Here is a 25,440-nt window from a genome sequence, read left to right on the forward strand (position 1 = left end):
CGGGGTGACATTGCTGTTTGCAATGGTCGCCCTGTGCCTGGCCGTTACGATCGTGCCGCCCTTCCTTGACCGCATCTATTATGAAGGGCCGGTGAGCCGTCACTATGACGGCGCGCATTTCTTCAATCCCGATGGGGTGATCGACGTGCCCGCCCCGCCGGGGACGAGCCGACGGGGCTTTATCGCCAGCTGGCTTCTGGGCCATGACGACCGGCCACAATGGCCCGACGCGATCGCCGTCAAGCCTGTCCGCCCCGCGCCCTTCGCCGCGCCGCGCGGGATGGTGGCGACATGGGTGGGCCATGCCACGGTGCTGGTGCAGGCGGCGGGCATCAACATATTGACCGATCCGATCTGGTCGGACCATGCCAGCCCCCTGCCCCCCTTCGGCCCCAAGAGGATCGCCCCGCCGGGCGTCCGCTTCGATGATCTGCCCCGGATCGACCTGATCGTCCTGAGCCACAATCATTATGATCATATGGACCTGCCGACGCTGAAGAGATTGTGGGAGCGCGACCGGCCCAGGATCGTCACCAGCCTGGGCAATGACACGATATTGAAGGCGCACGGCATCCCGTCGACCGCGCTCGACTGGGGCCAGTCGGTCAGCGGTGCGGCGCTCAACGGGCTTGCCCCGCAGGCAGTGATCCAGTGCGGCAATTACGAACATTGCCCCGACTATCGCGTCCATGTGACCCGCAACCATCATTGGGGCAGCCGCTGGGGCACGGATCGCAACCGCGCGCTCTGGTCCAGCTTTCTGATCGAGACCCGCGCGGGCAACATCTTCTTTGCAGGCGACACCGGCGCGGGCGACATGGGCTGGCCCTATGAAGCCGCACGCTTCGGCCCGATCCGGCTGGCCCTGATCCCCATCGGCGCGTTCCGCTTCTGGAAAGGGCAGATGGCGTCGGACGCGCATATCGGCCCGCAACAGGCGGTGGAGGTGTTCAAACGGCTGGGCGCTTCGACCGCGATCCCGATCCATTGGGGGACGTTCCACCTGTCCTACGAACAATGGAATACGCCGCCCCGTATGCTGGACCTGTTCCTGGCGTGCGAAGGCATAGAGCGCCAGCGCTTCGCCCCGCTGCGGATCGGCCAGTCGCTGCTGGTGCCGCCCTACGCCGCCGTGGCGCAGGACAAGGGATCAAAGCGCAAGCGACAGTGCGACTGGCGCGCGATCAGGGCGCTGGAATAGCGCCCTGCCCGGCGTCAGCCCTTGGGGCAGTCGCCTACCCGCTTGCCCGACAGGTCATAGGTCGCGCGCAGCACCGCGCCGCCGCCTTCCGACTGCGTCATGGTTTCGCCCAGCGTCAGCGTGTCAGCGGTATAATTGCCTTCCAGCGCAATTTCCGACGTGCCCTTGCCCGCCGTACAGGCCAGGGTCGCGATCATGCGGCCCTTGCGCACCATCTTGTCCTTATAGGTGCAGTCCGTGCCATCCTTGCCCGCCATCGCCGCAACGTCCGGCAACCCTTCGGCATCGACCGAAAGGCAGACCTTATCCTCGCTCGTCTGCTTGAGCGCCGCCTGATATTGCTCCGGCGTGACGGTCGGCGTGTTGTAGCCGGTGGTCTTGCGGGTCAGCGCCCACTCGCCCGCCTGCATCAGGATCGGCGTTTCCTCGACTTCCGGCGCCGGGGCCGGTTCGCTACAGCCACCAAGGGCCAACATCGTTACGAGCGGCATGATCGCAAGCGGCATCACCGCCAGCACGGTCTTTCGCATAACCTCTCCCCTGTTCTCTTGGTCGGAACAGGCAAGAGGCTCTACCCGTCGCGCACAAAGCGCAAGCGGAAATGCGTGGAGACTTATTCCGCCTTGGTGCAGTCAGGGCCGATCCACTTGCCTTCGGAACGCGCCTTCATCGCCATGGCCGCGCCATTGGGGCCACCCGCCATCTTCATGTCCATGTCCATCGAATAGGCTTCTTGCCCATAGGTGCCCAACATGCTGGCCTGCATCGTGCCGCCATCCGCCTTGCACGACACCTGCCCCTTCACGCTGCCACCGCTGACGGCAAAGCCCTGATAGGTACAATCCTTGTTTTCCTGACCGGAAAACATCTCGCCACTGGGATTGGCCGCTTCTTCAGGCGTGACGCAATATTTGAGCGACGTCTGGTTCATCATGCTCTTCATCTGGTCCTTCATGCCAGCGGGCGCGCCGGGCATGTTCGACAGGTCGATATCCTGCACGGTGAAGCGCCCTTCCCACTGGCCCGCCTTCAACTGCACCTTGTCGACCGCAGCCTTGACCTCTTCCTTAGTCATGGACGCGCCGCCATTGGCTGGCGCGTCGCCGGGCTTGTCGCCGCAGGCAGCGAGCAACAGGGTCATGGTGGTGGCGGCAAATACAGCTCTGATCATCGCTTATCCCCTCATCGCGTCGGCATGGGCTGGGCCGTGGATAGCCGAGCATATCAAGCCGGTGCGACATTGCAAAATTTTCCCCGAAATGGATTGGATTAAGCTATTTGTTCTTGCTTTGTTCTGGTTATATTGCTACGTCATTTTTCGCAAATCGGGGGATGCGCAAATGCCGGGGAATGAGTCGAGCCGACAGCCAGAACGGACAGCCTTCAATCTCTATCTCCGTACGGGTCGGCGACCCGACCTGCCCCCGCCCGTGCAGGTCGAAGTGAAATTCAACCCGTGGCACGACGAAGAGGATGGGCGGTTCACCTTTGCCGGGCAAGGCCGTTACTTTCCTCGCGGCGATAATACTCGCCCACAGGCCATGGGAACCGCAGTGGGCGGACAGGTGCGGCGGCCGGGTCGGTCCAATAGCGATGGCGTGCCGGATCGCCGCCACCTGCGCGCCGATCATCCCGGCAACCATTCGACCCATATCGTGCAGCCGGGCGATACGCTCACGCGCATTGCGGCGCGGCGCAAAGGGCTGACAGCGCGCGATCTGGCATGGCTGAACCAGCATCCGCTCGACCGACCGCTCAGCATCGGCCAGCGGATCAAACTGCCCCATCAGGCCTATCTGGACGCCGGACGGGCCGCCAAGAACAAGTTTCTGGCCTTGGCGCATTATATGGATACGCATGGCGGAAAATCACCGCCAGACCCCGCTGATCCACCGTCGCTGGAAAGCCAGATCCTCGACAACAACTGGCGCAAGGAGACGAAGAATGGCTATGATTTCCATATTGATGTCATTGCGCGACCGAGGGAAGTCGTCGCTGAGCTTACAGACGGCCCGATTGCCGCGCGCTCACGGCGTGCTCAGGCTCAGGCGGGTCAGCCAGATCGCCGTCCGGGCGATGATGGCGGTCATTTTATCGCTGCCCGCTTCAACGGTCCCGGCGACAGCGTCAACCATTTCGCCCAGGACCGGAATTTCAACCTTGGCGCCTATCGCGCCATGGAAGATGGTTGGGCCAAAGATTTACGGGCGGGAAAGAAAGTCACCGTCAATATCGTTCCGCTATATGACGGAACATCCAAACGACCCTATAGCCTTACCGTCAAATGGTATGTGGACGGAGAGCCAAATATTCAACACTTCGACAACGAAGCGAAAGGCAAAGCACATGCCGGAAGATAAATTGGATTTGCTCGGGCCAATTATGAACGACATTGGGCACGAGCTTGCTCATATCGTTGGTGGTGATCCTGACGGCATATTCCTCTATGCGGAAATTGGTGACGGATGGGTCAGACCCAGTATCTTCAAGGATGAAGGCGATCTGGTGCGCTGGTATGATCCCAAAGATGCCTATTTGTCTGACCTTCTCTTTAAGGCCTGGTATCTCGAACCGGAAGCGCCAAATATGCGCTGGTCGGTTCTGGAATATGCCATCGTCGACAAAAAATTTCACGTCAGCATGAAATATCCAGAAGAAGTGAATGTTGACAAGATTGATCCAGAGCGCCGCCGCAAAGCCCTGCGCGCGCGTTTCGGTCACAAGCCTGTCATCTATCCACCCCCGCCCAAAGACGCGTTCGAGTTGAAGCCCTGACGTCAATTGCGTCCTGACGCAAACACCCCATATTGCCCCCATGGCCATCCAGATCCGCACCACGCTCGACGAGCCCGACACCGAAACCAGCTTCGTGCCGCATCGCCCCGCGCGACCGGACAAGAGCGAGGGCGGGCGCCCGTTCAAACTGGTGAGCGATTATGAGCCATCGGGCGACCAATGCACCGCAATCCCCGAACTGGTGGAACAGGCACTGGCAGGCGAGCGCGATCAGGTGCTGCTGGGCGTTACGGGCTCCGGCAAGACCTTCACCATGGCCAAGGTGATCGAGGCGTTGCAGCGCCCGGCGCTGATCCTGGCTCCCAACAAGATCCTCGCCGCGCAGCTTTATGGCGAGTTCAAAAGCTTCTTTCCCGACAATGCGGTCGAATATTTCGTCAGCTATTATGATTATTACCAGCCTGAAGCCTATGTGGCGCGGTCGGACACTTATATCGAGAAGGAAAGCAGCGTAAACGAGAGCATCGACCGGATGCGCCATTCGGCCACGCGGTCGCTGCTGGAACGGGACGACTGCATCATCGTCGCGTCCGTTTCCTGCCTCTATGGTATCGGCTCGGTCGAAACCTATTCGGCCATGACCTTTTCCATGAAGAAAGGCGGGATAGAGGATCAGCGCGAGATCATCCGCAAGCTGGTCGCGCTCCAATATAAGCGCAACGACGCAGGTTTTGCGCGCGGCAATTTCCGGGTGAAGGGCGACAATCTGGAAATCTTCCCGTCCCATTATGAGGATACAGCCTGGCGCATATCCTTTTTCGGTAACGAGATTGAGGCCATCGTCGAGTTCGACCCGCTGACCGGCAAGAAGGTCGCCAGCCTCGATTATGTGAAAGTCTTTCCCAACAGTCACCATGTCACCCCCGGCCCGACGCTGAAGCAGGCGATGGAGGCGATCCGCTTCGAACTGGCCGAACGGCTCAAGGAGCTGGAGAGCGAGGGCAAGTTGCTGGAGGCGCAGCGGCTGGAGCAGCGAACCAATTTCGACCTGGAGATGATCGCAGCGACGGGATCATGCGCAGGAATCGAAAATTACAGCCGCTTCCTGACTGGCCGTCTGCCCGGCGAACCCCCGCCGACCCTGTTTGAATATCTCCCCGAAAACGCGCTGCTGTTCGTGGATGAAAGCCACCAGACCGTGCCGCAGATCGGCGCGATGGCGCGCGGCGACCATCGGCGCAAGATCACGCTGGCCGAATATGGCTTCCGCCTGCCGTCCTGCATCGACAACCGTCCGCTGCGTTTCAACGAATGGGACGCCATGCGGCCCCAGACAGTCAGCGTCTCCGCCACGCCCGGCAAATGGGAAATGGAGCAGACCGGCGGCGTGTTCAGCGAACAGGTGATCCGCCCCACCGGCCTCATTGACCCCCCAGTCGAGATCAAGCCGGTCGAGGATCAGGTGGACGACCTGATCAACGAATGCCGCAAGGTCACCGCCAATGGCTATCGCACCCTGGTCACCACGCTGACCAAGCGGATGGCGGAGGATCTGACCGAATTCATGCATGAGGCGGGAATCAAGGTCCGGTACATGCATAGCGATGTCGAGACGCTGGAGCGGATCGAACTGATCCGTGACCTGCGGCTTGGCGTCTATGACGTGCTGATCGGCATCAACCTGCTGCGTGAAGGGCTGGACATTCCCGAATGTGGTCTGGTCGCCATTCTGGACGCGGACAAGGAAGGCTTTTTGCGTTCCGAAACCTCGCTGATCCAGACCATCGGGCGCGCGGCGCGGAACGTGGACGGGCGGGTGATCCTCTATGCCGACCGGATCACCGGCAGCATGGAACGCGCGCTGAACGAAACCGGGCGGCGGCGTGAGAAGCAGGAAGCCTATAACCGCGAACATGGCATCACGCCGACGACGATCAAGCGCAACATCGGCGACATCATCGCTCATGTGGCCAACAAGGACAGCGTGCTGGTGGAAACCGGCGATGCCGACCGGCCCCACATGGTTGGCCACAATCTGCGCGCCTATATCGAGGATCTGGAAAAGAAGATGCGCGCCGCCGCCGCTGACCTGGAATTTGAGGAAGCGGGACGGATCAGGGACGAAATCCGCAAGCTGGAGGCGGAGGAATTGGGCCTGCCGCACGATCAACAGGTGGCAGCGCCCAAGGGACGCGCGACCGAAGGCAAGCCGGGCACGCGGAAGTTGCGCTATGGCAAGACCCAAAAGAAATTCGGGCGGTAGGAGTATGCCGTTTCCAAACTAGCCGTTCGTTTCGAGCAAAGTCGAGAAACGCTGTGCATTGGTTTCTCGACTTCGCTCGAAACGAACGGAGGAGTGTGTTATCGCACCCTCTAAACCACCGCTGGATAATCTGGCGCCGCGCTCTACATAGCGCCTATGCCGCCTGACATGCCCACATCCGCGCCATTGCCTCCCGTCTGGGCGACGCTCCGGCGGTTCCTGCCCTATTTGTGGCCGGCGGATGCGCCCGCGTTGCGGCGGCGGGTGGTCGTCGCCATGCTGTGCGTGCTGGCGGCCAAGGTCATCAGCCTGGCCATGCCCTTTGCCTACAAGGCCGCGATCGACCGGATGGTGCCGGGGATGGAACCGGCCGCCAGCCTGGCGATCGCGCTGGTCGCGGTCTATGCGGGCGCGCGTTTTGGCAGCGTGTTGTTCGATAATCTGCGCAATGCGGTGTTCGAAAAGGTCGGGCAGGAAGCCGGGCGGCGGCTGGCCGACGATGTGTTCGTCCACCTGCACCGCCTGTCGCTGCGCTTCCATCTCGACCGGCGCACGGGCGCGGTCACGAAGATTGTCGAGCGCGGGACCAAGAGCATCGATACGATGCTCTATTTCCTGCTGTTCAACATCGCGCCCACCGTGCTGGAGCTGATCGCGGTCTGCGTCATTTTCTTCGTGAAGTTCGGTGCATGGCTGGTCGTCGTGACGCTGGCCATGGTCGCGCTTTACATCTGGTTCACCCGCACCGTGACCGAATGGCGCAACCAGTTGCGCCGCGACATGGTCGACATGGACACCAGCGCTGTCGCCCATGCCGTCGACAGCCTGCTGAATTTCGAAACGGTCAAATATTTCGGCGCGGAAGAACGCGAAGCCAGCCGTTACGGCACGGCGATGCGCCGTTATGCGCAGGCGGCGGTCAAGAGCGAGAATAGCCTGGCCTGGCTCAATATTGGCCAGTCGCTGATCACCAACCTGATGATGGCGGGCGCGATGGCCTATACCGTGTGGGGGTGGAGCCGGGGGCAGTTCACGACCGGCGATGTCGTGCTGGTCAATACGCTGCTGGCGCAACTGTTCCGGCCATTGGACCTGCTCGGCATGGTCTATCGCACGATCCGGCAGGGCCTGATCGACATGGAAGCGATGTACAGGCTGATGGACACGCAGCAGGAGATTGCCGACGTGGACGGCGCGCCTGCCCTGATCGCGTCGGGCGGCGAAGTGCGGTTCGATCATGTGCGCTTTGGCTATGATCCCGAACGCGAGATATTGCACGATGTCAGCTTCACCGTGCCTGCCGGGCGGACGCTGGCGATCGTGGGGCCGTCGGGCGCGGGCAAATCCACCATCGCGCGCATCCTGTTCCGTTTCTACGATATTCAATCGGGCCAGGTCAGCATAGACGGGCAGGACATCGCCAGCGTGACGCAGGCTTCGCTGCGCGCGGCGATCGGCATCGTGCCGCAGGACATGGTGCTGTTCAACGACACGGTAGGATATAATATCGGCTATGGCCGCGAGGGCGCGAGCCAGGCGGAGATCGAGGCCGCAGCCAAGGCCGCGTCGATCCACGACTTCATCCTCGGCCTGCCGATGGGCTATGATACGCGCGTGGGCGAACGGGGTCTCAAACTGTCGGGCGGGGAAAAGCAGCGGGTGGCGATCGCCCGCACGCTGCTGAAAGACCCGCCAGTGCTGGTACTGGACGAAGCGACCAGCGCGCTAGACAGCCGGACGGAGAATGAAATTCAGGATGTGCTGCGCAACATCGCCCGCAAACGCACGACCCTGATCGTCGCGCACCGCCTGTCCACGGTGGTCGACGCCGACGAAATCATTGTGCTGGACCAGGGCCGCATCGTCGAACGCGGCCGCCACGCTGATCTGGTGCGGGCGGACGGCCTCTATGCCGTGATGTGGAACCGGCAGGCGGCCGAGCGGGAGGATATGCCGGTCGAACCGGGGGTTGGGGATGTGTTTGAGGTGGTGCGGGAATAAACCTTTTATACGTTCGTTTCGAGCGAAGTCGAGAAACGGAGCACACAGGTTTCTCGACTTCGCTCGAAACGAACGGAGGCAGTGGTCCCCCGCCCATCAATCCACAAAATTCGCCGCCACCTCCGGCGGCACGCGCAATATGCGGCCCGTGCTTTTGTCCACGATCGCCCAGGTGGATCTGGCCGTGACCTTCACCTTGCCATCGGGGCCGCTGAATTCGATCAGCCGGTCGAAACGTGCGCCGCGGGGGGCATCGGGAATCCAGGTGCGGGCCGTCACCGTCTCGCCCTCCGCCACATTGCCGCGATAGTCGATTTCGTGACGGGTCACGACCCAGACATAGGCTTCGACATGCGCCGGGTCGGCATCATGGGTCCAATGTTCGGTAGCGACCTGCTCCATCCACTGGACCCAGACCGCATTGTTGACATGGCCGAGTATGTCGATGTCGGCCGGCTGGGCGGTGATCTGGGTGGTGTAGGAAGAAGCCATCTCTATCCTCCGTTCGGTTCGAGCCTGTCGAGAGCAATTCTCGACACCTTTGTTCTTGTCGGGCGCTTCTCGACTTCGTTCGAAGCTGCCCGAACCGAACGGATTTGGAAAAATATCACGCCCCAGCCATCCCCATCTGCCAGAGGATGAAGGCAAACTCCTCCGCGCTTTCGTGCAGGCTCTCGAACCGCCCGGATTTGCCGCCATGGCCCGCGCCCATATTGGTCTTGAGCAGCAGGACATTGTCGTCCGTCTTGGTCGCGCGCAGCTTGGCCACCCATTTGGCCGGCTCCCAATAGGTGACGCGCGGGTCGTTCAACCCTGCGGTCACCATTAGCGGCGGATAATCCTGCGCCTTCACATTGGCGTAGGGGTCATAAGCCAGGATCGTCTCGAACGCTGCCTTGTCCTCAATCGGATTGCCCCATTCAGGCCATTCGCCCGGCGTCAGCGGCAGCGTTTCGTCCAGCATGGTGTTGAGCACGTCGACGAACGGCACATGCGCCACCACCGCGCCCCACAGATCGGGATCGCTGTTGATGACTGCGCCCATCAGTTCGCCGCCCGCCGAGCCGCCCGAAATGCTGATCCGCCCCTTGCTGCTATAGCCAAGGTCGATCAGCCCCCTGGCCACATCGACGAAGTCGGTGAAGGTGTTGTTGCGTTTGTCGAGCTTACCGTCGAGATACCATTGCTGGCCGAGATCATCGCCGCCGCGAATATGGGCGATGGCGAAGGCAAAGCCGCGATCCAGCAGCGACAGCCGCCCGGTCGAAAAACCCGGCTCCATCGCCATGCCATAGGCGCCATAGCCATAGAGGTGCAGCGGCGCGCTGCCATCTCGCGGCAGACCGGCGGGATAGACGATCGACACCGGAATCTGCGTGCCGTCGCGCGCCGGGATCATCAGTCGCTCGGTCGCGTAGCGGCTGGCGTCATAGCCTGACGGAATTTCCTGTACCTTGAGCAGCTCGAACCGTTCTTGCGCGATATGATAGTCGAAGATCGTGTCGGGCGTGACCATCGATTCATAGCCGATGCGCAGGACCGTCACGTCATATTCGGGATTGTCATCCAGCGACGCGGAATAGCTTGCCTCCGGGAATGGCAGTCGCTTTGGCGTGTGCGTCGCATAATCGCGCAGCTCGATCTGATCGAGGCCGTCCAGCCGCCCTTCCGTGACGTAGAAGCGTTTGAACAGGGTGAAGTCGGTCAGATAGAAATGCGCATCGGGCGCGATCACCTCCGTCCATTGACCGGGCGCTGCCAGCGTGGCTGTCACCAGTCGGAAATTGGGATGGGTGTCGTTGGTCCTGATGTAGAGCGTACCTTCATGTTCATCGACATCATATTCCCGGCCCGCCTGCCGCGCGGACACGAGCAGGGGCGGCGCAGTGGGATTGTCGGCGGGAATCAGCCAGGCTTCGGTCGTCACATGATCGCCCGTCGCGATGACGATCCATTTTTCCGACGAGGTAAGGCCGATCGAGACGCGGAACCCCTCATCGGCCTCGTGGAACAGTTCGACGTCGGACTCGACGCTCTGCCCCAGCCAGTGCAGCCGGGCATTGTCGGTCCGCCAGTTTTCATTGGCGAGGCCGTAGAGCAGCCCCTTACTGTCGGACGTCCACACCAGCGATGACAAGGTGTCGGGGATCGACTCCGGCAAAATCTCGCCGGTAAAAAGATCCTTGATCCGCGCCTCGAACCGTTCCGACCCGTCATTGTCGATCGCATAGGCCAGATAGCGGCCATCCGGGCTGACCGACATCGCGCCCAGCCGGAAATAGTCATGGCCCTGCGCCAGCGCCGGTTCGTCCAGTATCAGTTGGTCAGCGCTTCCATCGTCTTTTGCGGCCACGGGCCTGCGATACCATTTGCGATATTGCGCGCCGGTTTCGAATGCGCGCCAGTAGATATAGTCGCCATCCTTTTGCGGAACGGAACTGTCATCTTCCTTGATGCGCCCCTTCATCTCGGCAAACAGCGCGTCGGTCAGCCCCTTGTGCGGGGCCATCGCCGCCTCGAACCAGGCATTTTCCCGCGCCAGATAGTCCAGCACATCCGCGTCCTTGACATCGGGATAGCCCGGATCACGCAGCCAGGCATAATCATCGCTGACGGTGATGCCATGATGGGTGATGCTGTGCGGCCGCGCTAGCGCGACGGGAGCGGCAACGGGCGACATGGTGTTTACGGTCATTCACTATCCATCTGCGAGAACAAGGCGGGCGCTGGCATATAGGCCACAGCCTGCTTATGTTGTTGTCATTATGGCCTGCGCAAGAGGGCCGATACGCAAGGAAGCATGAATGTCCACCTATCAAGACCGTCTCAACGCCCTGCGCGACCAGCTTGCGCGCGACCGGCTGGACGGCTTCGTCGTGCCTTTGACCGACGAGCATATGAGCGAATATGTCGGCGCCTACGCCCAGCGCCTCGCTTGGCTGACCGGGTTCCAGGGGTCGGCGGGCAGCGCCGTGGTGCTGCCGGAACAGGCCGCAATCTTCGTCGACGGCCGCTATACGTTGCAGGTGCGCGAGCAGGTTGACGGTGCGCTGTGGCAATATGAGAGCGTCCCGCAAACCTCCATCGCGGACTGGCTGAAGGCCCATGCCCCGGCGGGCGGGCGGATCGGTTATGATCCCTGGCTCCATACCCGTGCCTGGGTGGAGCAGGCGAGCGCGGCACTGGCGGACAAGGGCGCGACGCTGGTGGCGGTGGACACCAACCCGATCGACCTGGTGTGGCCCGACCGCCCTGCCCCCAGCGACGCACGGCTGGTCGTCCATGACGATCGCTATGCCGGGCAGAGCGCGGCGGAAAAGCGGCAGGCGATGGCTGACTGGCTGGTCGGGAAAAAGGCGGATGCCGCAGTGCTCTCCGCTCTGGATTCCATCGCCTGGACCTTCAACATCCGGGGCAAGGATGTGGACCGGACGCCAGTGGCGCTCGCCTACGCCATCGTCCATGCCGACGCGACCGCGGACCTGTATGTCGCGCCCGAAAAGATGGACGAAGCCGTCGCCAAGCATCTGGGCAATGCGGTGCGGGTGCATGATCGCGCCGCTTTTGCCGATGCGCTGGTGGGCTTTGCGGGCAAAAGCGTGGTGGCCGACCCCGAACGGGCGGTGGCGGCGATCTTCGAGGCGCTCGACAGCGGCGGCGCGACCATATTGCCGCTGCGCGATCCTGCTATCCTGCCCAAGGCGATCAAGAACCCGATCGAGATTGCCGGGCATAAATCGGCGCAGGCCCGTGACGGCGCAGCGTTGAGCCGCTTCCTCCACTGGGTGTCCGTGGAAGCGCCCAAGGGCGGCCAGACCGAAATGACCGCTGCCGACCGGCTGGAAGCGTTCCGCAAGGAAACCGGCCTGCTGGAGGATCTGTCCTTCGACACGATCAGCGGGGCCGGCCCGAATGGCGCGGTGGTGCATTACCGGGTCGAGGAAAAGACCAACCGCCCGATCGAGACGGGCACGCTCTATCTGGTCGATTCGGGCGGCCAATATCGCGACGGCACGACCGACGTGACCCGTACGCTGGCGATCGGCGCGCCTAGCCGCGAGATGCAGGAGCGTTTCACGCTGGTGCTGAAAGGCCATGTCGCCCTGGCGCGCGCGGTGTTCCCGGTGGGGACGCGTGGCGGGCAGCTCGACATATTGGCGCGGCAGTTCCTCTGGGCGCAGGGTCTGGATTATGCCCATGGCACCGGCCATGGTGTCGGCAGCTTCCTGTCGGTGCATGAAGGACCGCAGCGGATCGCGACGTTCGGCGGCGGCGACGAGCCGTTGCAGGCAGGCATGATCCTGTCCAACGAGCCTGGCTATTACAAGACGGGCGAATATGGCATCCGCATCGAAAATCTGGTGCTGGTGGAGGACCGCGCCATTGCGGGCGCGGAAAAGCCGATGCTGGGCTTTGAAACGCTGACCTTCGCCCCGATCGACCGTCATCTGATCGCTCTCGATCTGCTCAGCCCCGACGAGCGGGCATGGGTCGATGCCTATCATGCCAAGGTGCTGTCGGTCGTCGGGCCGCAGCTGGATGGCGATGCGAAGGCGTGGCTGGAGAGCGCCTGCGCGCCGCTTTAATCCTTGAGGCTATCGGGCGCGGGCGGCGAAGGCAGGACTTCCCGCGCCTGCGCCTTGCGCCGACGCAGATTGGTGCGCAACGCCTGCGCCAGCCGCGCCTTGCGGTCATCCTGTTCGCTCGTCATGGCATGGCCTTAAGCAAAATGTGGCATCCGCCGCAACCCGCCTTGACAAGGGCGGCGCGCACAGCCATAGGCCCGGCTCCGCAGGCCGAACAGGCCCGCGGACATGAAATAGTGCTGCCGTAGCTCAGTGGTAGAGCGCATCCTTGGTAAGGCTGAGGTCGTGAGTTCAATCCTCACCGGCAGCACCATTTCTCCCCCGGACATCACCGTGAACTTGCCGTCAGGCGGGCGGCGGCGCGCTCGATTCCGCGATCAGCAGTGGCAGGTCGACCTCGATCAGCGTGTCGACAGGCCGTTTGGCGATGATATCGAACAGGCAGCGGGCGGCCATCTGCGCCATCTCCCCCATAGGCCGCTGCACCGTCGTCAGCGCCGGGACGATCATCCTGGCCAACAGGCTGCCATCAAATCCTATGACGGTCAGGTCGCGCGGCACCACCAGACGGCGCGAGGCGGCCACCTTGATCACGCCAGCGGCCATGATGTCATTGGCGGCAAAGATCGCGGTCGGCGTCGGGTCGATCGACAGCAACCGCTCCGCCGCCGCCACGCCTGACTCAAAGCTGTAATCGCCTGCCTCCTCGCCCACCAACGCCACGCCCGCAGCCGCCAAGGCGGACAGGAAACCCGCGCGACGCTCTTGCGCCGAAAGCATTGCGGGTGGTCCCGACACATGCGCCACGCGCCTATGGCCCAGCGCCACGATATGTTCGGCCACGCGCACGGCGGCATGGCGTTCGCCCGATACCAGCATGGCGTCGAAGCCGGGAAGGCGGACCGATGAAAGCGCCACCGCCGGGATGCCCAGGGTCCGAAGGGCGTCAGCCAGGCCCGGCACACCGGAGACCGGCGCCAGAATGACAACGCCATCGACGCGGGACCGCCGCACGAAATCGAGCACATCCTCGACCGAACCGTCCTGACCCGTCAGGGTTGCGTGGGCAATGACTTCACAGCCTTGTGCGGTCGCTTCGTTCGCGACGCAGCGATGCACGTCGCCCAGTACCAGCACATTCCCGTCATTATGGATCATGCCGATCAGATAGGAGCGTCCGGTCGCCAGTCCCCGCGCACGCGCGCTGGGGCGGAAACCCAGCGCCGCGATCGCGTCCACTATCTTCGCGCGGGTTTCGGCATTGACCTTGGGCGATCCGTTGATCACGCGGGAGACCGTGCGAATGGATACCTGCGCCCGGTCGGCCACGTCCGCGATCGTGACGTCGGCCCCGATCGCCCAATTGCCCTGCTCTGTCATGACACAGCCATAGCCGGTCTGCCGACGCAGGCAAGATCAGGCATGATTGCCGCAAGACTGGCTTGTCAGTTGGCGAAACTGATGCCGATCCACAGCGTGCGCGGCGTGCCCAGGTCCATGGACCCGCCCGCATTGCGGGTCACGACCTTCTCGTCGAACAGATTTTCGCCCCGTGCCACCAGCGTCACGCCATGGCCGACCGGCAGCCGCGCGATGGCATCGAGCGTCAGCGCGTCAGGCAGCACGTCGCTTTGCAGGTCATCCTCATATTGTTTGGCGACATAGCGCAGCGTGGTCGACAGGGTCGGCCCCTGCGCCGGACTATAGGCAATGGTCGCACTGGCGGCATGGCGGGGGCTTTGCGCCGGGGTCAGGCCGTCAAATGGCTCACCGGGCGCATGCACGCTGCTATGGCTATAGGCGTAGGAGGCGGAAAGGCGCATGTCCCCCAGCGCCGCTGCCGCCGTCAGTTCGATCCCCTTCGCCACGATGCGATCGACATTGCGACGCTGGCGGGTGGTCGCATTGATGGTGACATTGGCGATGGCGTCGTCCAGCCGGTTATAGAAAGCGGTGGCCGACAGGGTGACGCCCGGTGCGGGCGTAAGGTCGATGCCTGCTTCCGCCCCTTTCAGCTTTTCCGGGGTCAGCGCGGCATTGGCTTGCGTCGTGATCGGAAAGACCACGAACGGACGGTAGAGTTCATTCAGCGTCGGCAGGCGGAAGCCGCTATAGGCCGCGCCGCGCAACGCGATCACATCGGTCACCCGGTAGAGCGCGCCGACCCTGCCCGACACTTCCCAGTCGGACCGGTCGGCAAAGGCGCTGTTGGTGACTGCCCCGGTCGTCGCACTGACCTGCCGGTAAAAACCGTTGCGGATCGACCAGCGATCGGCCCGTACCCCGCCGGTCAGGACCAGTTTGCCAATCGTCCAGTCATCCTCGACAAAAATACCGCTGGTCAGTTCCTTACCTCCGGCATGGCGGCGGAAGGTCGCGGGGTTGCTGGCGATATTCGCGTTGAAGGCGTCCTCGAACATGTCGCCGGTGGCGAAGCGGGTGTCGACACCGACGCGCAGCAGATGGTTGCCACCGACGGGCGGGCGCAGTTCGATCTTCCCGCCAAGGCCGGTCGAGGGCGTGTTGCGCTGGTCTAGCGACTTGCGGAAGGTCGAGGACGACATGACGATGTTGGAAAAATTGCGCGCCTGTATGTAGGCCAGCGCATCGACCTGCCACGGCCCGCGATTGATATAGCGGATGCTGGCGTCCTGCCCCTGGCTCATACTGTCCGCGCCGGCGAAACGCAGCGTGCGCTTATCTTCAAACAGGGTTGCGCGAAATTGCAGTTCGGCGTTCGCGGAGACAGGCGCAACCGCGCGGATGTTGGTGGACCATCCGTCATAGGCGGCGGGCACGGTCGCGGCGACGCGCTGTCCCTTGGGTGTCGTCTGGAACCCGTCTCCCCAGTCCCACCGCCCGGATAGCGACACATAGCCGCTGCCAAGATCCGGCGTCAGGCTGGCGGACAATTCGGTCGAATCGCGGCTGCCATAAAAGGCGCTCGCGGCGAAGGTCGGCAGTTGATCGCGCGTGGCGCTGGCCAGTTCGATCGTGCCCGCGACCGCCCCTGCACCAAATGCGCCGATACCCCCGCCGCGCGTCACCCGCACGACCGACAGCCGATCAGGCACCAGCGCGTTGAACGGAATATAGCCGAAGAAGGGATCGGCCATCGGCACGCCGTCCAGCAGCAGCAACGTCCGGCTGGACGCATTGCCGCCCAGCGCACGCAGGGTAGCGCCTTGCGCCGAAGGGTTAGCGGACCGGCTGTCGGACCGACGGAACTGCTGGAAACCAGCGACATCGCCCAGCACGCTTTCGATCCGGCCCGACGCGCTGTCCTGCAACCGGGCGCGGTCGATCACCACCGACCCATAGGCCGGGGTGCCGGGCGGCAGCGACAGGCCCGTGCCAGTGACGATGATCGACGGCGTATCCCCCGCATCGTCCGGCGCCTGCGCCAGCGCGGCTGTAGGAATGGACAAGAGCAAGGCGGGCAGAATGGTGGTTTTCATGACAATCCCCTCGACGCCCCCTGTCCTGATTTTTCAGCATTTTTGCAAACGGAAAGGGACCGCACCCTTTCTAGGATGCAGTCCCCGCCCCGTGACATTGTTCCTTGGGTCGATCAGCCGGTCAGAAGAACAGGATCGCCCCGGCCGCCAGTGCGTCGGAACTGGCCTCATTGCCATTATGCGCTTTCGACGTCGTGTGAACATATTCGCCCAGCAGCGTCACCCAGCTGTTGAGGCCGTAACGCACTTGCCCGACCCAGCTGCCATTCTTGTCCACGAGCAGCGGATTGGCCAGTGCATCGGCGGCATTGGCATAGTCGAGATGGCTTTCACCATAGCTGCCGCCAACCGAGATTTTGCCGAACGTCGCCAACCCCTGCAGATAGAAGCCATGGCTGTCGCGCCGGTTGCCAAAACCATCGGTGTCGAACAGGTTGAGCGCGGTCGTGCCCAGGCCCGACGCATCATAATAGGTGCCGACCAGCGTGACCGGCCCGAACGTGACCTTGGCACCCGCGTCCCAGCCCCAGCCGGTATAGTCCGGTCCAGCGATCACATTATGCTTTTGGCTGATCCCCGACAGCCACAGCCGCGTCGCAACATCGCCCAGCTTGCCGTCATAGACGAACTTCGCCTGGAAGCCCGGCTGCTTGTTCGATTCCGCCGGGCCGGTGAGCGAGGACAAGGGCTCGAAAATGCCGACGCTGGCGGTGAAGCCGTTGAAATTGGGCGTGGTATAGGTGATCTGCGGCTGGAAATCGGTGTAGATATAGCCAGTGCCGATCCGTCCCAGCGTCGTGTTGGACGGGGCGACATTGCCTGCCGGCGTGCCCGACGACAGCAGGGTGATGTCGTTCAGGATCGCTTCGGACCCGAACAGGCCGATGTCGCGGCCGATCTTCACTTCACCAAAACCGGCCCGGCCAAAGGTCAGATAGGTCTGGCGAAAGTCGATCCCGGCGGTCTGGAGCGCGCGGGGATTGCCGGGGCTGTTGGCCCCGCCGCCCGCGGCATAATTGACCGAATTGATGCCGGGATACATGCCGAAATGCGCGCCGACGTCCCAGCCGCCCTGCGTCGTCATCGCCTCGACCTTCAGGAAGCCGGGCAGCAGGCCATTGCGGATCGCCGAGCTGTTGCCGCCCACCGTCGCCACGCCGCCGACGACCGTGTTGGTCGCATTGGGTGCCTCGCCATTGTCATGGACGTAAAAGCCATTGACCGAACCGGAGAATTTGAGCGTGACATCGCCCATTTGCAGCCCCACACCGCTGTCGGCCATGCGGACCAGCGGCTTGCCGCCCGACGCATCCGGAGTGACTGGTGGTGCTTGCGCGGCCTCTGCGCTCTGGCCCTTCAGCAGCTCCTGATATTCCTCATCGGTCAGGATGCCCTTTTCATGCAGGCGCTTGAGCAGATCGGCCGTGGTGCCGGCCATGGCCGGTGCAGCGGTGGCGGCGAGCAGCAGCGCTCCCGCCGCGCTCATCAGGCGCAACGTCCCTTTCATATCATCCTCCCGTTCGTGACGCCGGTTTCCCCCCGGCCGAAGCAGGAGAGTGGCGGGTCCGAACCGACAGGAAAATTAGACTTAGGTTCTCATCCCTTCGGACAGTGCAGGCGCGCCGAAAGGGATGCCATCAATGGCTGATCAGGCCGACGATCCGCACAAGTTGCGACTCCCGGCGGCATCCGGTCTTGTCGTAGATGCTGCGCAGTTGCACCTTCAACGTCTCGGCCGATACGCCGCGCGCCGCCGCGATGTCGGCGCGGGACTGGCCCGCCGCCAGCCGGATGGCGATGTCGGCTTCGGCCGGGGTCAGGCCGAATGTCCGCATCAGCAGCTGGACGTGCCGGTCCGTCGGCGCGCCAACCCGCGCGATCATGATGGCGCGCGGCGCGAACGGCAGTGCCCAGGGTCGACTGGGCAAGGGGTAGCATTCCAGCATGATGCCCACGCCCCCGCTATCATCGCGCAGCGCGACCGGATCGGCAGCGCGGCCAGGCGGGTCTATCACGGCGCGAACCGCGCGGGCGATGGCGCGGCTTTCATCGGGCCGTTCGCTCGCCAGCCAGCCATCACGGACGCGAATGCGGCTGGTCGCCAGCAGCGCGTCGGCGCGCGGGGTCATGCCCCCAACCCGCCCGGTCGCATCGAGCAGCCAGCAGGCGCGGTCCATCGCCTCGAACGTGCCGGACAACAGCGCAAATCCCTGCTGCTCGATCGCGCGCTGAAGCAACACGGCCGTACGGACGTGCGGGGCAATCGCGCCGAACAGGTCGCGCTGCTCCTGGGTTGTGCGCCCATCCTTGCTGTCGCGCAGCAACGCCAGCCCGATCATCCCTTCCCGTCCCGCCAGAAGGCGGGTCTGGCAGCCATTGAAAATGTCGAAATCGGCGCAAAGGTCGAGATAGTCGTCCGCGCGCAGCGACTGGCGCGCTACATCATATTGCGCTTCGTGAACGATGGTCGGACTGTCGCGCAAAGCGTCAGCCGCGACGCGATAATTCAGGTCAGGTCGGGACTGGTCGATCGTCGCGGTCTTGGCGACGATGCTGTCATCAATGTCGCTGATCCAGTTGAAACTGCTGGCACCGGGACCAAAGCCGATCAGTTGGCCATGACGCGACCCGGTCGCGGCGGCCATCGCCCTGATCGCCCTGTCCCAGTTTTCCGGGTCCAGCGCGGCGGACAGAAACAGGTCTGCCCATTCATCCCCATTCGTGGCGCGTGACGCCATCCCCCATAACCCCCACAGTCAAGCAGGCATCCGATACGCAATATTTGGTTTAAGTCAAATAAACGTAAGGAAAAGGGGCAAGTGATTCTGGGCGTTACTGTTCCGGATTAACCCAGATCAAGCTGCTTGCGCCAATGCTTCTTCCCGCATGGCGCAAAACATCCAGCAAGGCGGAATATTGCGCCACTCCCGTCCTTCGCGGACATGCGCGAATAACGGGTCGAGCAGACGGCGGACATAGCGTGAATATTGATAGACCAGGAAAGCGCCGCCCGGCCGCAATGCGGTGCGTGTTTCAGCGCAGATGGACGCGCCCACCGTGTCGGGCAATGTCGAAAAGGGGATGCCGGACAATATATAGTCCGCCTGGACATGCCCCGCTTGCCGGATAAAGCGCCGCACGTCGGCAGCCGACCCATGCACGACCTTCAGCCTCGGATCGTCGAACTGCGCCTCCAGATAGGCGACAAAATCCAGATTGAGGTCAATCGCCAACAGGGTCGCGTCGGGGTGCAACCGATCAAGTATCGCCTGCGTGAAGGTGCCTACCCCCGGCCCATATTCGACGAACAGCCGCGTATTGTGCCAATCGACCTGATCCAGTATCCGGTCCACCAGCGTCGCAGAGGAAGGAATGATCGATCCGATCATGCCGGGATGCCTGACGAACTGGCGGAAAAACATGCCCCATTGCTGGAGAAACCGGCCAGCACCTGGTTTGCCGCCCGGAATATTTTTCTTTTTCAAGGGAATGGAGGCCATCACTATCCGTCTGTCTATGATCGTGGTCGGGCGTCGCAAATATCAGTGCGACTGGCAAGCCGCTTTGCATTTACATGACAAGGAACGCGCAGGCGGCATATGGTTTCCCTCGCCGCCTGCTTGTCCCTTCAACTCGCCCCTCGCAACATGCCGGGAGAAACGAAGCCGATCGGGTCGACCTGCAACGCCTTCTGCTTCAGCGTCGCCTGGATCTTTTCATATTCATGCTCCATTTCCGGCGTCACCGATGCGCGTGTCTCCTCCAGCGCCGCTTCGAAATGGGCCATCGTCACCTTGTCGACCGACAGGGACTGGCGCAGCGCGAACAGGCCGGCCCGTCGCGCCAGATCCTCCAGATCAGCGCCAGTGAAACGTTCCGTTCGTGCCGCCAGTGAAGCCAGATCGACATCATCGCCCAGCGGCATCTTGCCGGTATGGATCGACAGGATGCGCTGACGGCCCGCCCGATCGGGGACCGGCACATAGATGAGTTCGTCAAACCGCCCCGGCCGCAGCAGCGCCGGATCGACCAGCGTGGGCCGGTTGGTCGCGCCGATGACCACCACCGACTGCAATTCTTCCAGCCCGTCCATTTCGGCCAGGATGGTATTGACCACCCGCTCGGTCACTTGCGGTTCGCCCATGCCATTGCCGCGCGCGGGGACCAGGCTATCCAGCTCGTCAATGAAGATGACGGTCGGCGCCACCTGTCGAGCGCGGGCAAACAGCCGGGCAATCTGCTGCTCGCTCTCGCCATACCATTTGGACAGAAGGTCGCTCGATTTGGTGGCGATGAAATTGGCCTGCGCTTCCCGCGCCACAGCCTTGGCCAGCAGGGTCTTGCCCGTGCCGGGCGGGCCGTAGAGAAGGAAGCCCTTGGCCGGACGAATGCCGATGCGGCGGAAGGCATCGGGGTCTTTCAGCGGCAGCTCCACCCCTTCCTTCAGCCGCATCTGCGCGTCATCCAGCCCACCAATGTCGGACCAGCCGATATTGGGCGCCTGCACCATCACTTCGCGCATGGCCGATGGCTGGACGCGCTTGATCGCAGCCATGAAATCGTCGCGGGTGACCGACAATTCCTCCAGCACGTCAGGCGGGATCGTGCCGTCCTCCAGATTGAGGCGCGGCATGAACCGTCGCACCGTCTCGATCGCCGCCTCGCGAGTCAGCGCGGCCAGATCCGCACCGACGAAGCCGTAGGTCATGCGCGCCAGTTCCGACAGGTCGACCGTGTCGCCCAGCGGCATCCCGCGCGTATGAATGCCCAATATCTCGCGCCGCCCACGCTCGTCGGGCACGCCGACGACGATTTCCCGGTCGAACCGGCCGGGACGCCGCAACGCCTCGTCAATCGCTTCGGGACGATTGGTCGCCGCGATCACGACCAGATTGGTGCGTGCCTCCAGCCCGTCCATCAGCGTCAGGAGTTGTGCGACCAGCCGCTTTTCGGTCTCGCCGGTTACTTGCCCCCGTTTCGGCGCGATCGAATCAATCTCGTCGATGAACAGGATCGACGGCGCAGCCTTGGACGCCGCCTCGAAAACCTCGCGCAGCTGCTTTTCCGATTCGCCATAGGCAGACCCGACGATTTCCGGCCCGTTGATCAGGAAGAATTCGGCTTCCGATTCATTGGCGACCGCGCGCGCCAGCCGGGTCTTGCCCGTACCCGGCGGGCCATGGAGCATCACCCCGCGCGGCGGATCGACGCCCAGACGCTGGAACAGTTCGGGATAGCGCAACGGCAATTCGACCATTTCGCGCAACTGGTCGATCGTATCGGCCATGCCGCCCACATCGTCATAGGTGACGTCAGCACGGCGCGCTTCCTTGGGTTCCTCATATTCCGGGCGCAGCTCAACCTCGGTCTCGGCGTCGATATGAACGATGCCCTTGGGTATGGTCGATACGACGACGAGCCGGATTTCCTGCAGAGCGTAAGCCGGCGCGGCCAGCATCTGCCGCAACTGGGGCGGCATGTCGCCGGGTGGCACCTGCTGCTGCCCCGCCGTCGCGACGACATCGCCTGCGGTCAGGGGACGCTGAAAGAAAACCCGCTTCAACGCTTCGGGATGCCCCTGAAGCCGCAGATTATTTTGTGCAGGCGCGAACACGACACGCTGGGCCACGCGGGACTCCAACTTGTCGATATGGACGAAATCGCCGGAGCCGACACCGGCATTGGCCCGTTGCAGCCCGTCCAGGCGCAACACGTCCAGCCCTTCATCTTCCTTATAGGGGCGCACTACCCGCGCAGCGGTCGATCGCTTGCCAATGATCTCGATCACATCGCCTTCAGCCAGGCTCAGTTGCGCCATGACCGCCAGTGGCAGCCGCGCCAGCCCGCGTCCGGCATCTTCGGGCCGCGCATTGGCAACCTGAATCCGCCGACCCGTTACGTCATCTTCCGCCATTGCGGGCCCCTCCTTGTCGCTCAATTACGAAATAGGAAACGACGCGGCCAAGAAAAAGGGGCAGGCGGCGAAGCCCTGCGCACAAAAAAAGGGCCGGCCCAAAGGCCAGCCCGGAAAGTTTTAGGAGAGGATGCCTGAAAGGCACCCCCTATGTGCACCGCGGCAGAATTTATTGCAAGTGCGAAAAGAAAAGGGGAGTTGCAGAAAATGCATCTTGCCATTTTGGAGATTTTCCTGCTGAGTGTGGACAGGATGCTTGAAACCGGCTGTCGCTGCGATCGACAAAAAGACATGATGCGACGCAGCGCACCGGCTTCGGATTAGTGAAGACAGATGCGCAGATTGCCGCCCCTTACGGCCCTGGAGGCCTTTGTTCAGGTTGCGCGCCTTGGCTCGGTCAAGGCTGCGGCGGAAGAACTCGCGCTCTCGACTCCAGCGCTCAGCCGCCGCGTTCAGGCGCTGGAGCGCTTCATCGGCCGCCCCCTGTTCGACCGCAAGCATCAGGCACTGGAAATCAATGCCGAGGGGCAGAGGCTGCTGGACGATATCGCGCCAGCCCTAGATTCCCTCGCGCAGGCGCTGGAAAATATCCAGAGCGGCGGCAACCAGTTGCGGCTGCGACTGGCGGTCATGCCCCTGTTCGCAACCCAAAGGCTGTTTCCCCATCTGGGCGCGCTGCGCGCGCTGCACCCGCAATTGCACATCGACATCGAAACCACGCCCCATGCCGTCGCCCGGCTGGGTGAAGGGCTGGACGCGGCGATCGTGCTGGCCAAGGATATCGACGCAGCGCTCTATGCGCATGAACTGGACCATGACGAAGTCTATGTCATCGGCGCGCGATCTCTGCTCGAATCGCCCCATGCGCTGACGTCGCCGGGGGAACTGGCGCAGCATACCGTGCTGCTCCACCGCGACATGCCGTTGGCGTTCGATGCCTGGAAGGAAGCGGTCGGCCTGCCCGACCTGCAACCGCTGGCGACGGACAATTATGATTCGGGACAGTTGATGCTGGAAGCGGCAGCACAGGGGCTTGGCGTCGCCTTCATGCACGCCAGCCATTTCAAGGAAGCCGCCGACAACCGGCTGGTCCGCCTGTTTCCGATCCGCGTCGAAAGCCCCTATCGCTATTATTTCGTCTGTCGCCCCCGCGCCCTCCAGACCCGCGCCGTGCGAATCTTCCGCGACTGGTTGATCGCCGCCGATATCTGACGGGAAGCCGGGCAAATTTTTATCTGTCCTGGCTCTTAACCTTAATCCGCGACCGCCGTTATAGCCCTCATGAACGGGGCAACTTCACCTTCCGCTAGCCCGCAACATGGGCTGACCGACCGCTTGGCGCGATGGGCGAAAGGCCTGTCGGGCAAGGCCGATGACGACGAGGGTGGCGCGGAAGATCAGCGCCCCCGCGCGGGGTCTGCCGCGAACCGCGAAGTGACGCGCCGCCGCCGCCTTTATGAAGAGATTGGCGACTTCCTGTTCGCCCATGACCTGGACCTGACGCCCATCAATTTCAGTGTGGCGCTCGATTATCTGACCGGCGCGAATATCGGCGTGGAAAAGGCGATCAAGGCAGTGCTGATGGAGCGCGGCAAGATCACCAATGGCTGGATCGAATCGGTCGCGGCCAGTCAGAACCCGGATGAAGTCACACCCGATTCGCTCGCCACGATGCTGGACAAGGTCGAGGAAAATCTGACCCAGTTTACCGGCCTGATGCACGAATCGCGCAATTCGGCCAAGGATTATGGCGCCGCATTGCAGGAGCAGGCCAAGGGTCTGGCCGAGGGCGGTGATGCCGAACCCGTGCTTGCGCGCCTTGTCGGGCTGACCCGATCGATGGTGGAAAAGACGCGACTGGTCGAAACCCAGCTGCGCGAAAATCAGAAGCAGACGCAGGCGCTCAAATCCAGCCTGGAAAATGCCCGCCGTGCCGCCGAACATGATCATCTGACCGGCCTGCCCAACCGCCGCGCCTTTGAAGGCGTGCTGCGGGAGGAAGTGAAGCTGGCGCAGGACAATGGCGAGACGCTCTCCGTCGCCTTTTGCGACATCGATCATTTCAAGCATGTCAACGACACGCATGGCCATGAAACGGGCGATCGGGTGCTGAAATTCGTCGCTGGTCTGCTGGCCAAAGTATCCAACGACCATTGTCATGTCGCCCGCCATGGTGGCGAGGAGTTCGTCATGCTGTTCCGCGGCAAGACCGCTGCCGAAGCATGCGAGGCCGTCGATGCCGTGCGGGAGGATCTGTCCACCCGCAGCCTGGTCAACCGCACCAATGGCGAACGGATGGAACGTGTCAGCTTTTCCGCCGGCGTTGCCAACGTGCTGGCCTATGAAGACCCGCGCAGCGCCCTGAAGGCCGCCGACCGCGCGCTCTATCTGGCCAAGGAACATGGCCGCAACCGGGTCTATCTGGCGGCGGAGACGGACTGAAAGGGGCGCGCGTCGGGCGTTCCTTAGAAATCCGGCTTTTCATAATGGGGCGGAGGCGTAATCACCTCCATCCTTTCGGACAGAAGCGGCCGGAAGGACGGGCGCGATTTGAACCCTGCATACCAGCGCCGCACCGGCTCATGGCCCTGCCAGTCGATGCCGCCCAGATAATCCGCGACCGACAGGTGCGCCGCCGCCGCAATGTCCGCCAGGCTCAGCGTACCGCCCCCCATCCAGCTGCGATGGTCGAGCAGATAGTCCATATAATCCAGATGGACATTCGCCCGCTTCATGGCCTCCCGCAGGATGCGCGCGTCGGGCGGGGCGCGCTCGATCAGCCTTTTCTTCATCCGCTCGTGCAGCAGCGGGCCGACCACGTCGCCATAGAAATTCTGGTCGAAAAAGGCGGTCAGCCGCCGCACTTCCGCCCGGCCCGCAGCAGAGCCGGAGATGAGCGGGAACTTCTCCACCGTTTCCTCGAAATATTCGCAGATCGCCTGGCTGTCGATCAGAGTGATGCCCTTGGCCTCGTCAATCAGCACCGGCGTCGTCCCGGCCGGGTTCCGATCGAGAAATTCGTCGCGCATCTCCCAGGGCGATTCGCGTACCAGATCATAGCCGACACCCTTCTCCCCCAGCAGCAGGCGGACCTTGCGAGAGAAAGGGCAGAGCGGAAATTGATAGAGAAGCCACATAGGCGATTCCTGTTAGGCGTGCCGGAGCGCCAGGGAAAGCGGCAAAATGAAAGACGGTCGATCTGGCGCTCCGGTCATATCGACCAAAAGGATGATGATAAACGGCATGAACAGCGCTTCCGATCCTCGTGTCAGGACGATAGA

21 protein-coding genes and 1 tRNA gene are annotated in these 25,440 nt (G+C 62.8%); 10 read left to right on the top strand and 12 right to left on the bottom strand.

Annotated features, from left to right (window positions below; genetic code table 11):
• Nucleotides 1-22 precede the first annotated feature (22 nt).
• Entirely contained in the window at nt 23-1,201 is a 1,179-nt protein-coding gene (locus IWY39_RS08295; protein ID WP_196871638.1) for an MBL fold metallo-hydrolase, read from the top strand.
• Nucleotides 1,202-1,215: 14 nt separating this feature from the next.
• On the opposite strand, the gene IWY39_RS08300 is transcribed toward IWY39_RS08295, so the two are convergent.
• Together IWY39_RS08300 and IWY39_RS08305 are read right to left on the bottom strand one after the other, a co-directional pair.
• A complete protein-coding gene (locus tag IWY39_RS08300; RefSeq protein WP_107124375.1) occupies nt 1,216-1,731 on the bottom strand; it encodes a DUF3617 domain-containing protein in 516 nt (171 codons plus the stop codon).
• 83 nt (nt 1,732-1,814) lie between these two features.
• Nucleotides 1,815-2,372 carry a DUF3617 domain-containing protein gene (locus tag IWY39_RS08305; protein ID WP_229380604.1) on the bottom strand — a complete coding sequence of 186 codons (558 nt, stop codon included), beginning with the start codon at nt 2,370-2,372 and terminating at the stop codon, nt 1,815-1,817.
• Here IWY39_RS08305 and IWY39_RS08310 point away from each other — a divergent pair.
• The 4 genes from IWY39_RS08310 (at nt 2,341) to IWY39_RS08325 (ending at nt 8,201) form a co-directional block, all read left to right on the top strand.
• Nucleotides 2,341-3,561, top strand: coding sequence for a LysM peptidoglycan-binding domain-containing protein (locus IWY39_RS08310; RefSeq protein WP_315897824.1), 1,221 nt, complete (start codon nt 2,341-2,343; stop codon nt 3,559-3,561). The two genes, IWY39_RS08305 and IWY39_RS08310, sit on opposite strands and share 32 nt — an antisense overlap.
• Entirely contained in the window at nt 3,548-3,976 is a 429-nt protein-coding gene (locus IWY39_RS08315) for a hypothetical protein (RefSeq protein ID WP_107124373.1), read from the top strand. The genes IWY39_RS08310 and IWY39_RS08315 overlap by 14 nt, the downstream gene beginning before the upstream one ends.
• Before the next feature lie 40 nt (nt 3,977-4,016).
• A complete protein-coding gene (uvrB, locus tag IWY39_RS08320; RefSeq protein ID WP_017184280.1) occupies nt 4,017-6,200 on the top strand; it encodes an excinuclease ABC subunit UvrB in 2,184 nt (727 codons plus the stop codon).
• A gap of 156 nt (nt 6,201-6,356) precedes the next feature.
• Complete coding sequence (locus tag IWY39_RS08325) at nt 6,357-8,201, top strand: ABCB family ABC transporter ATP-binding protein/permease (RefSeq protein WP_107124372.1); 1,845 nt, start codon at nt 6,357-6,359, stop codon at nt 8,199-8,201.
• 96 nt (nt 8,202-8,297) lie between these two features.
• Here the strand turns inward: IWY39_RS08325 and IWY39_RS08330 are convergent, their stop codons facing one another.
• Nucleotides 8,298-8,693 carry an acyl-CoA thioesterase gene (locus IWY39_RS08330; RefSeq protein WP_019052298.1) on the bottom strand — a complete coding sequence of 132 codons (396 nt, stop codon included), beginning with the start codon at nt 8,691-8,693 and terminating at the stop codon, nt 8,298-8,300.
• Nucleotides 8,694-8,808: 115 nt separating this feature from the next.
• Nucleotides 8,809-10,896 carry a S9 family peptidase gene (locus tag IWY39_RS08335; protein ID WP_026002595.1) on the bottom strand — a complete coding sequence of 696 codons (2,088 nt, stop codon included), beginning with the start codon at nt 10,894-10,896 and terminating at the stop codon, nt 8,809-8,811.
• A gap of 109 nt (nt 10,897-11,005) precedes the next feature.
• Here IWY39_RS08335 and IWY39_RS08340 point away from each other — a divergent pair, with 109 nt between their 5' ends.
• Nucleotides 11,006-12,787, top strand: a complete 1,782-nt coding sequence (locus IWY39_RS08340) for an aminopeptidase P family protein (protein ID WP_107124371.1) — start codon at nt 11,006-11,008, stop codon at nt 12,785-12,787.
• Here IWY39_RS08340 and IWY39_RS24320 read toward each other — a convergent pair.
• Nucleotides 12,784-12,912, bottom strand: coding sequence for a hypothetical protein (locus IWY39_RS24320; protein WP_261375981.1), 129 nt, complete (start codon nt 12,910-12,912; stop codon nt 12,784-12,786). The genes IWY39_RS08340 and IWY39_RS24320 overlap by 4 nt on opposite strands.
• Before the next feature lie 113 nt (nt 12,913-13,025).
• Here IWY39_RS24320 and IWY39_RS08345 point away from each other — a divergent pair.
• Nucleotides 13,026-13,100: transfer RNA gene (locus IWY39_RS08345), tRNA-Thr, on the top strand.
• Between the two features lie 32 nt (nt 13,101-13,132).
• Here the strand turns inward: IWY39_RS08345 and IWY39_RS08350 are convergent.
• The 6 genes from IWY39_RS08350 to IWY39_RS08375 all read right to left on the bottom strand — a co-directional run bounded on the left by IWY39_RS08350 (nt 13,133) and on the right by IWY39_RS08375 (nt 22,159).
• The gene (locus IWY39_RS08350; RefSeq protein ID WP_107124370.1) at nt 13,133-14,167 is read right to left on the bottom strand and encodes a LacI family DNA-binding transcriptional regulator; all 1,035 of its coding nucleotides are present in this window, start codon (nt 14,165-14,167) and stop codon (nt 13,133-13,135) included.
• A gap of 65 nt (nt 14,168-14,232) precedes the next feature.
• A complete protein-coding gene (locus tag IWY39_RS08355; protein ID WP_107124369.1) occupies nt 14,233-16,245 on the bottom strand; it encodes a TonB-dependent receptor plug domain-containing protein in 2,013 nt (670 codons plus the stop codon).
• 121 nt (nt 16,246-16,366) lie between these two features.
• Nucleotides 16,367-17,752 (bottom strand): porin, encoded by a 1,386-nt coding sequence (locus IWY39_RS08360; protein ID WP_107124368.1) that lies wholly within the window; start codon nt 17,750-17,752, stop codon nt 16,367-16,369.
• A 130-nt stretch (nt 17,753-17,882) separates the two neighbouring features.
• Complete coding sequence (locus IWY39_RS08365) at nt 17,883-18,983, bottom strand: helix-turn-helix transcriptional regulator (protein ID WP_017184270.1); 1,101 nt, start codon at nt 18,981-18,983, stop codon at nt 17,883-17,885.
• Between the two features lie 117 nt (nt 18,984-19,100).
• Entirely contained in the window at nt 19,101-19,745 is a 645-nt protein-coding gene (locus IWY39_RS08370; RefSeq protein ID WP_107124367.1) for a class I SAM-dependent methyltransferase, read from the bottom strand.
• Between the two features lie 128 nt (nt 19,746-19,873).
• Complete coding sequence (locus IWY39_RS08375) at nt 19,874-22,159, bottom strand: CDC48 family AAA ATPase (RefSeq protein ID WP_107124366.1); 2,286 nt, start codon at nt 22,157-22,159, stop codon at nt 19,874-19,876.
• A 150-nt stretch (nt 22,160-22,309) separates the two neighbouring features.
• On the opposite strand from IWY39_RS08375, the gene IWY39_RS08380 reads away from it, so the two are divergent.
• The 3 genes from IWY39_RS08380 to IWY39_RS08390 all read left to right on the top strand — a co-directional run bounded on the left by IWY39_RS08380 (nt 22,310) and on the right by IWY39_RS08390 (nt 24,601).
• Nucleotides 22,310-22,483: a hypothetical protein gene (locus IWY39_RS08380; protein ID WP_165418778.1), complete on the top strand. Its 174-nt coding sequence runs from the start codon at nt 22,310-22,312 to the stop codon at nt 22,481-22,483.
• 9 nt (nt 22,484-22,492) lie between these two features.
• Nucleotides 22,493-23,371: a LysR substrate-binding domain-containing protein gene (locus IWY39_RS08385; RefSeq protein WP_017184267.1), complete on the top strand. Its 879-nt coding sequence runs from the start codon at nt 22,493-22,495 to the stop codon at nt 23,369-23,371.
• Nucleotides 23,372-23,440: 69 nt separating this feature from the next.
• On the top strand, nt 23,441-24,601 hold the full coding sequence (locus IWY39_RS08390; protein WP_107124365.1) for a GGDEF domain-containing protein: 1,161 nt from the start codon (nt 23,441-23,443) through the stop codon (nt 24,599-24,601).
• Between the two features lie 23 nt (nt 24,602-24,624).
• On the opposite strand, the gene IWY39_RS08395 is transcribed toward IWY39_RS08390, so the two are convergent.
• On the bottom strand, nt 24,625-25,296 hold the full coding sequence (locus IWY39_RS08395; protein ID WP_017184265.1) for a glutathione S-transferase family protein: 672 nt from the start codon (nt 25,294-25,296) through the stop codon (nt 24,625-24,627).
• Nucleotides 25,297-25,440 lie beyond the last annotated feature (144 nt).

Source organism: Sphingobium sp. JAI105, from assembly GCF_015752145.1.
GTDB lineage: Bacteria > Pseudomonadota > Alphaproteobacteria > Sphingomonadales > Sphingomonadaceae > Sphingobium > Sphingobium xenophagum.

Coding starts and splice junctions, on each gene's coding strand:
- IWY39_RS08390 (WP_107124365.1), top strand. CDS start 23,441: ATGAACGGGGCAACTTCACCTTCCGCTAGCCCGCAACATGGGCTGACC.
- IWY39_RS08350 (WP_107124370.1), bottom strand. CDS start 14,167: ATGACAGAGCAGGGCAATTGGGCGATCGGGGCCGACGTCACGATCGCG.
- IWY39_RS08300 (WP_107124375.1), bottom strand. CDS start 1,731: ATGCGAAAGACCGTGCTGGCGGTGATGCCGCTTGCGATCATGCCGCTC.
- IWY39_RS08330 (WP_019052298.1), bottom strand. CDS start 8,693: ATGGCTTCTTCCTACACCACCCAGATCACCGCCCAGCCGGCCGACATC.
- IWY39_RS08370 (WP_107124367.1), bottom strand. CDS start 19,745: ATGGCCTCCATTCCCTTGAAAAAGAAAAATATTCCGGGCGGCAAACCA.
- IWY39_RS08310 (WP_315897824.1), top strand. CDS start 2,341: ATGGTGGTGGCGGCAAATACAGCTCTGATCATCGCTTATCCCCTCATC.
- IWY39_RS08375 (WP_107124366.1), bottom strand. CDS start 22,159: ATGGCGGAAGATGACGTAACGGGTCGGCGGATTCAGGTTGCCAATGCG.
- IWY39_RS08365 (WP_017184270.1), bottom strand. CDS start 18,983: ATGGCGTCACGCGCCACGAATGGGGATGAATGGGCAGACCTGTTTCTG.
- IWY39_RS08305 (WP_229380604.1), bottom strand. CDS start 2,372: ATGATCAGAGCTGTATTTGCCGCCACCACCATGACCCTGTTGCTCGCT.
- IWY39_RS08380 (WP_165418778.1), top strand. CDS start 22,310: ATGTGCACCGCGGCAGAATTTATTGCAAGTGCGAAAAGAAAAGGGGAG.
- IWY39_RS08395 (WP_017184265.1), bottom strand. CDS start 25,296: ATGTGGCTTCTCTATCAATTTCCGCTCTGCCCTTTCTCTCGCAAGGTC.
- uvrB (WP_017184280.1), top strand. CDS start 4,017: ATGGCCATCCAGATCCGCACCACGCTCGACGAGCCCGACACCGAAACC.
- IWY39_RS08360 (WP_107124368.1), bottom strand. CDS start 17,752: ATGAAAGGGACGTTGCGCCTGATGAGCGCGGCGGGAGCGCTGCTGCTC.
- IWY39_RS08315 (WP_107124373.1), top strand. CDS start 3,548: ATGCCGGAAGATAAATTGGATTTGCTCGGGCCAATTATGAACGACATT.
- IWY39_RS08355 (WP_107124369.1), bottom strand. CDS start 16,245: ATGAAAACCACCATTCTGCCCGCCTTGCTCTTGTCCATTCCTACAGCC.
- IWY39_RS08385 (WP_017184267.1), top strand. CDS start 22,493: ATGCGCAGATTGCCGCCCCTTACGGCCCTGGAGGCCTTTGTTCAGGTT.
- IWY39_RS08295 (WP_196871638.1), top strand. CDS start 23: ATGGTCGCCCTGTGCCTGGCCGTTACGATCGTGCCGCCCTTCCTTGAC.
- IWY39_RS08325 (WP_107124372.1), top strand. CDS start 6,357: ATGCCGCCTGACATGCCCACATCCGCGCCATTGCCTCCCGTCTGGGCG.
- IWY39_RS24320 (WP_261375981.1), bottom strand. CDS start 12,912: ATGACGAGCGAACAGGATGACCGCAAGGCGCGGCTGGCGCAGGCGTTG.
- IWY39_RS08340 (WP_107124371.1), top strand. CDS start 11,006: ATGTCCACCTATCAAGACCGTCTCAACGCCCTGCGCGACCAGCTTGCG.
- IWY39_RS08335 (WP_026002595.1), bottom strand. CDS start 10,896: ATGACCGTAAACACCATGTCGCCCGTTGCCGCTCCCGTCGCGCTAGCG.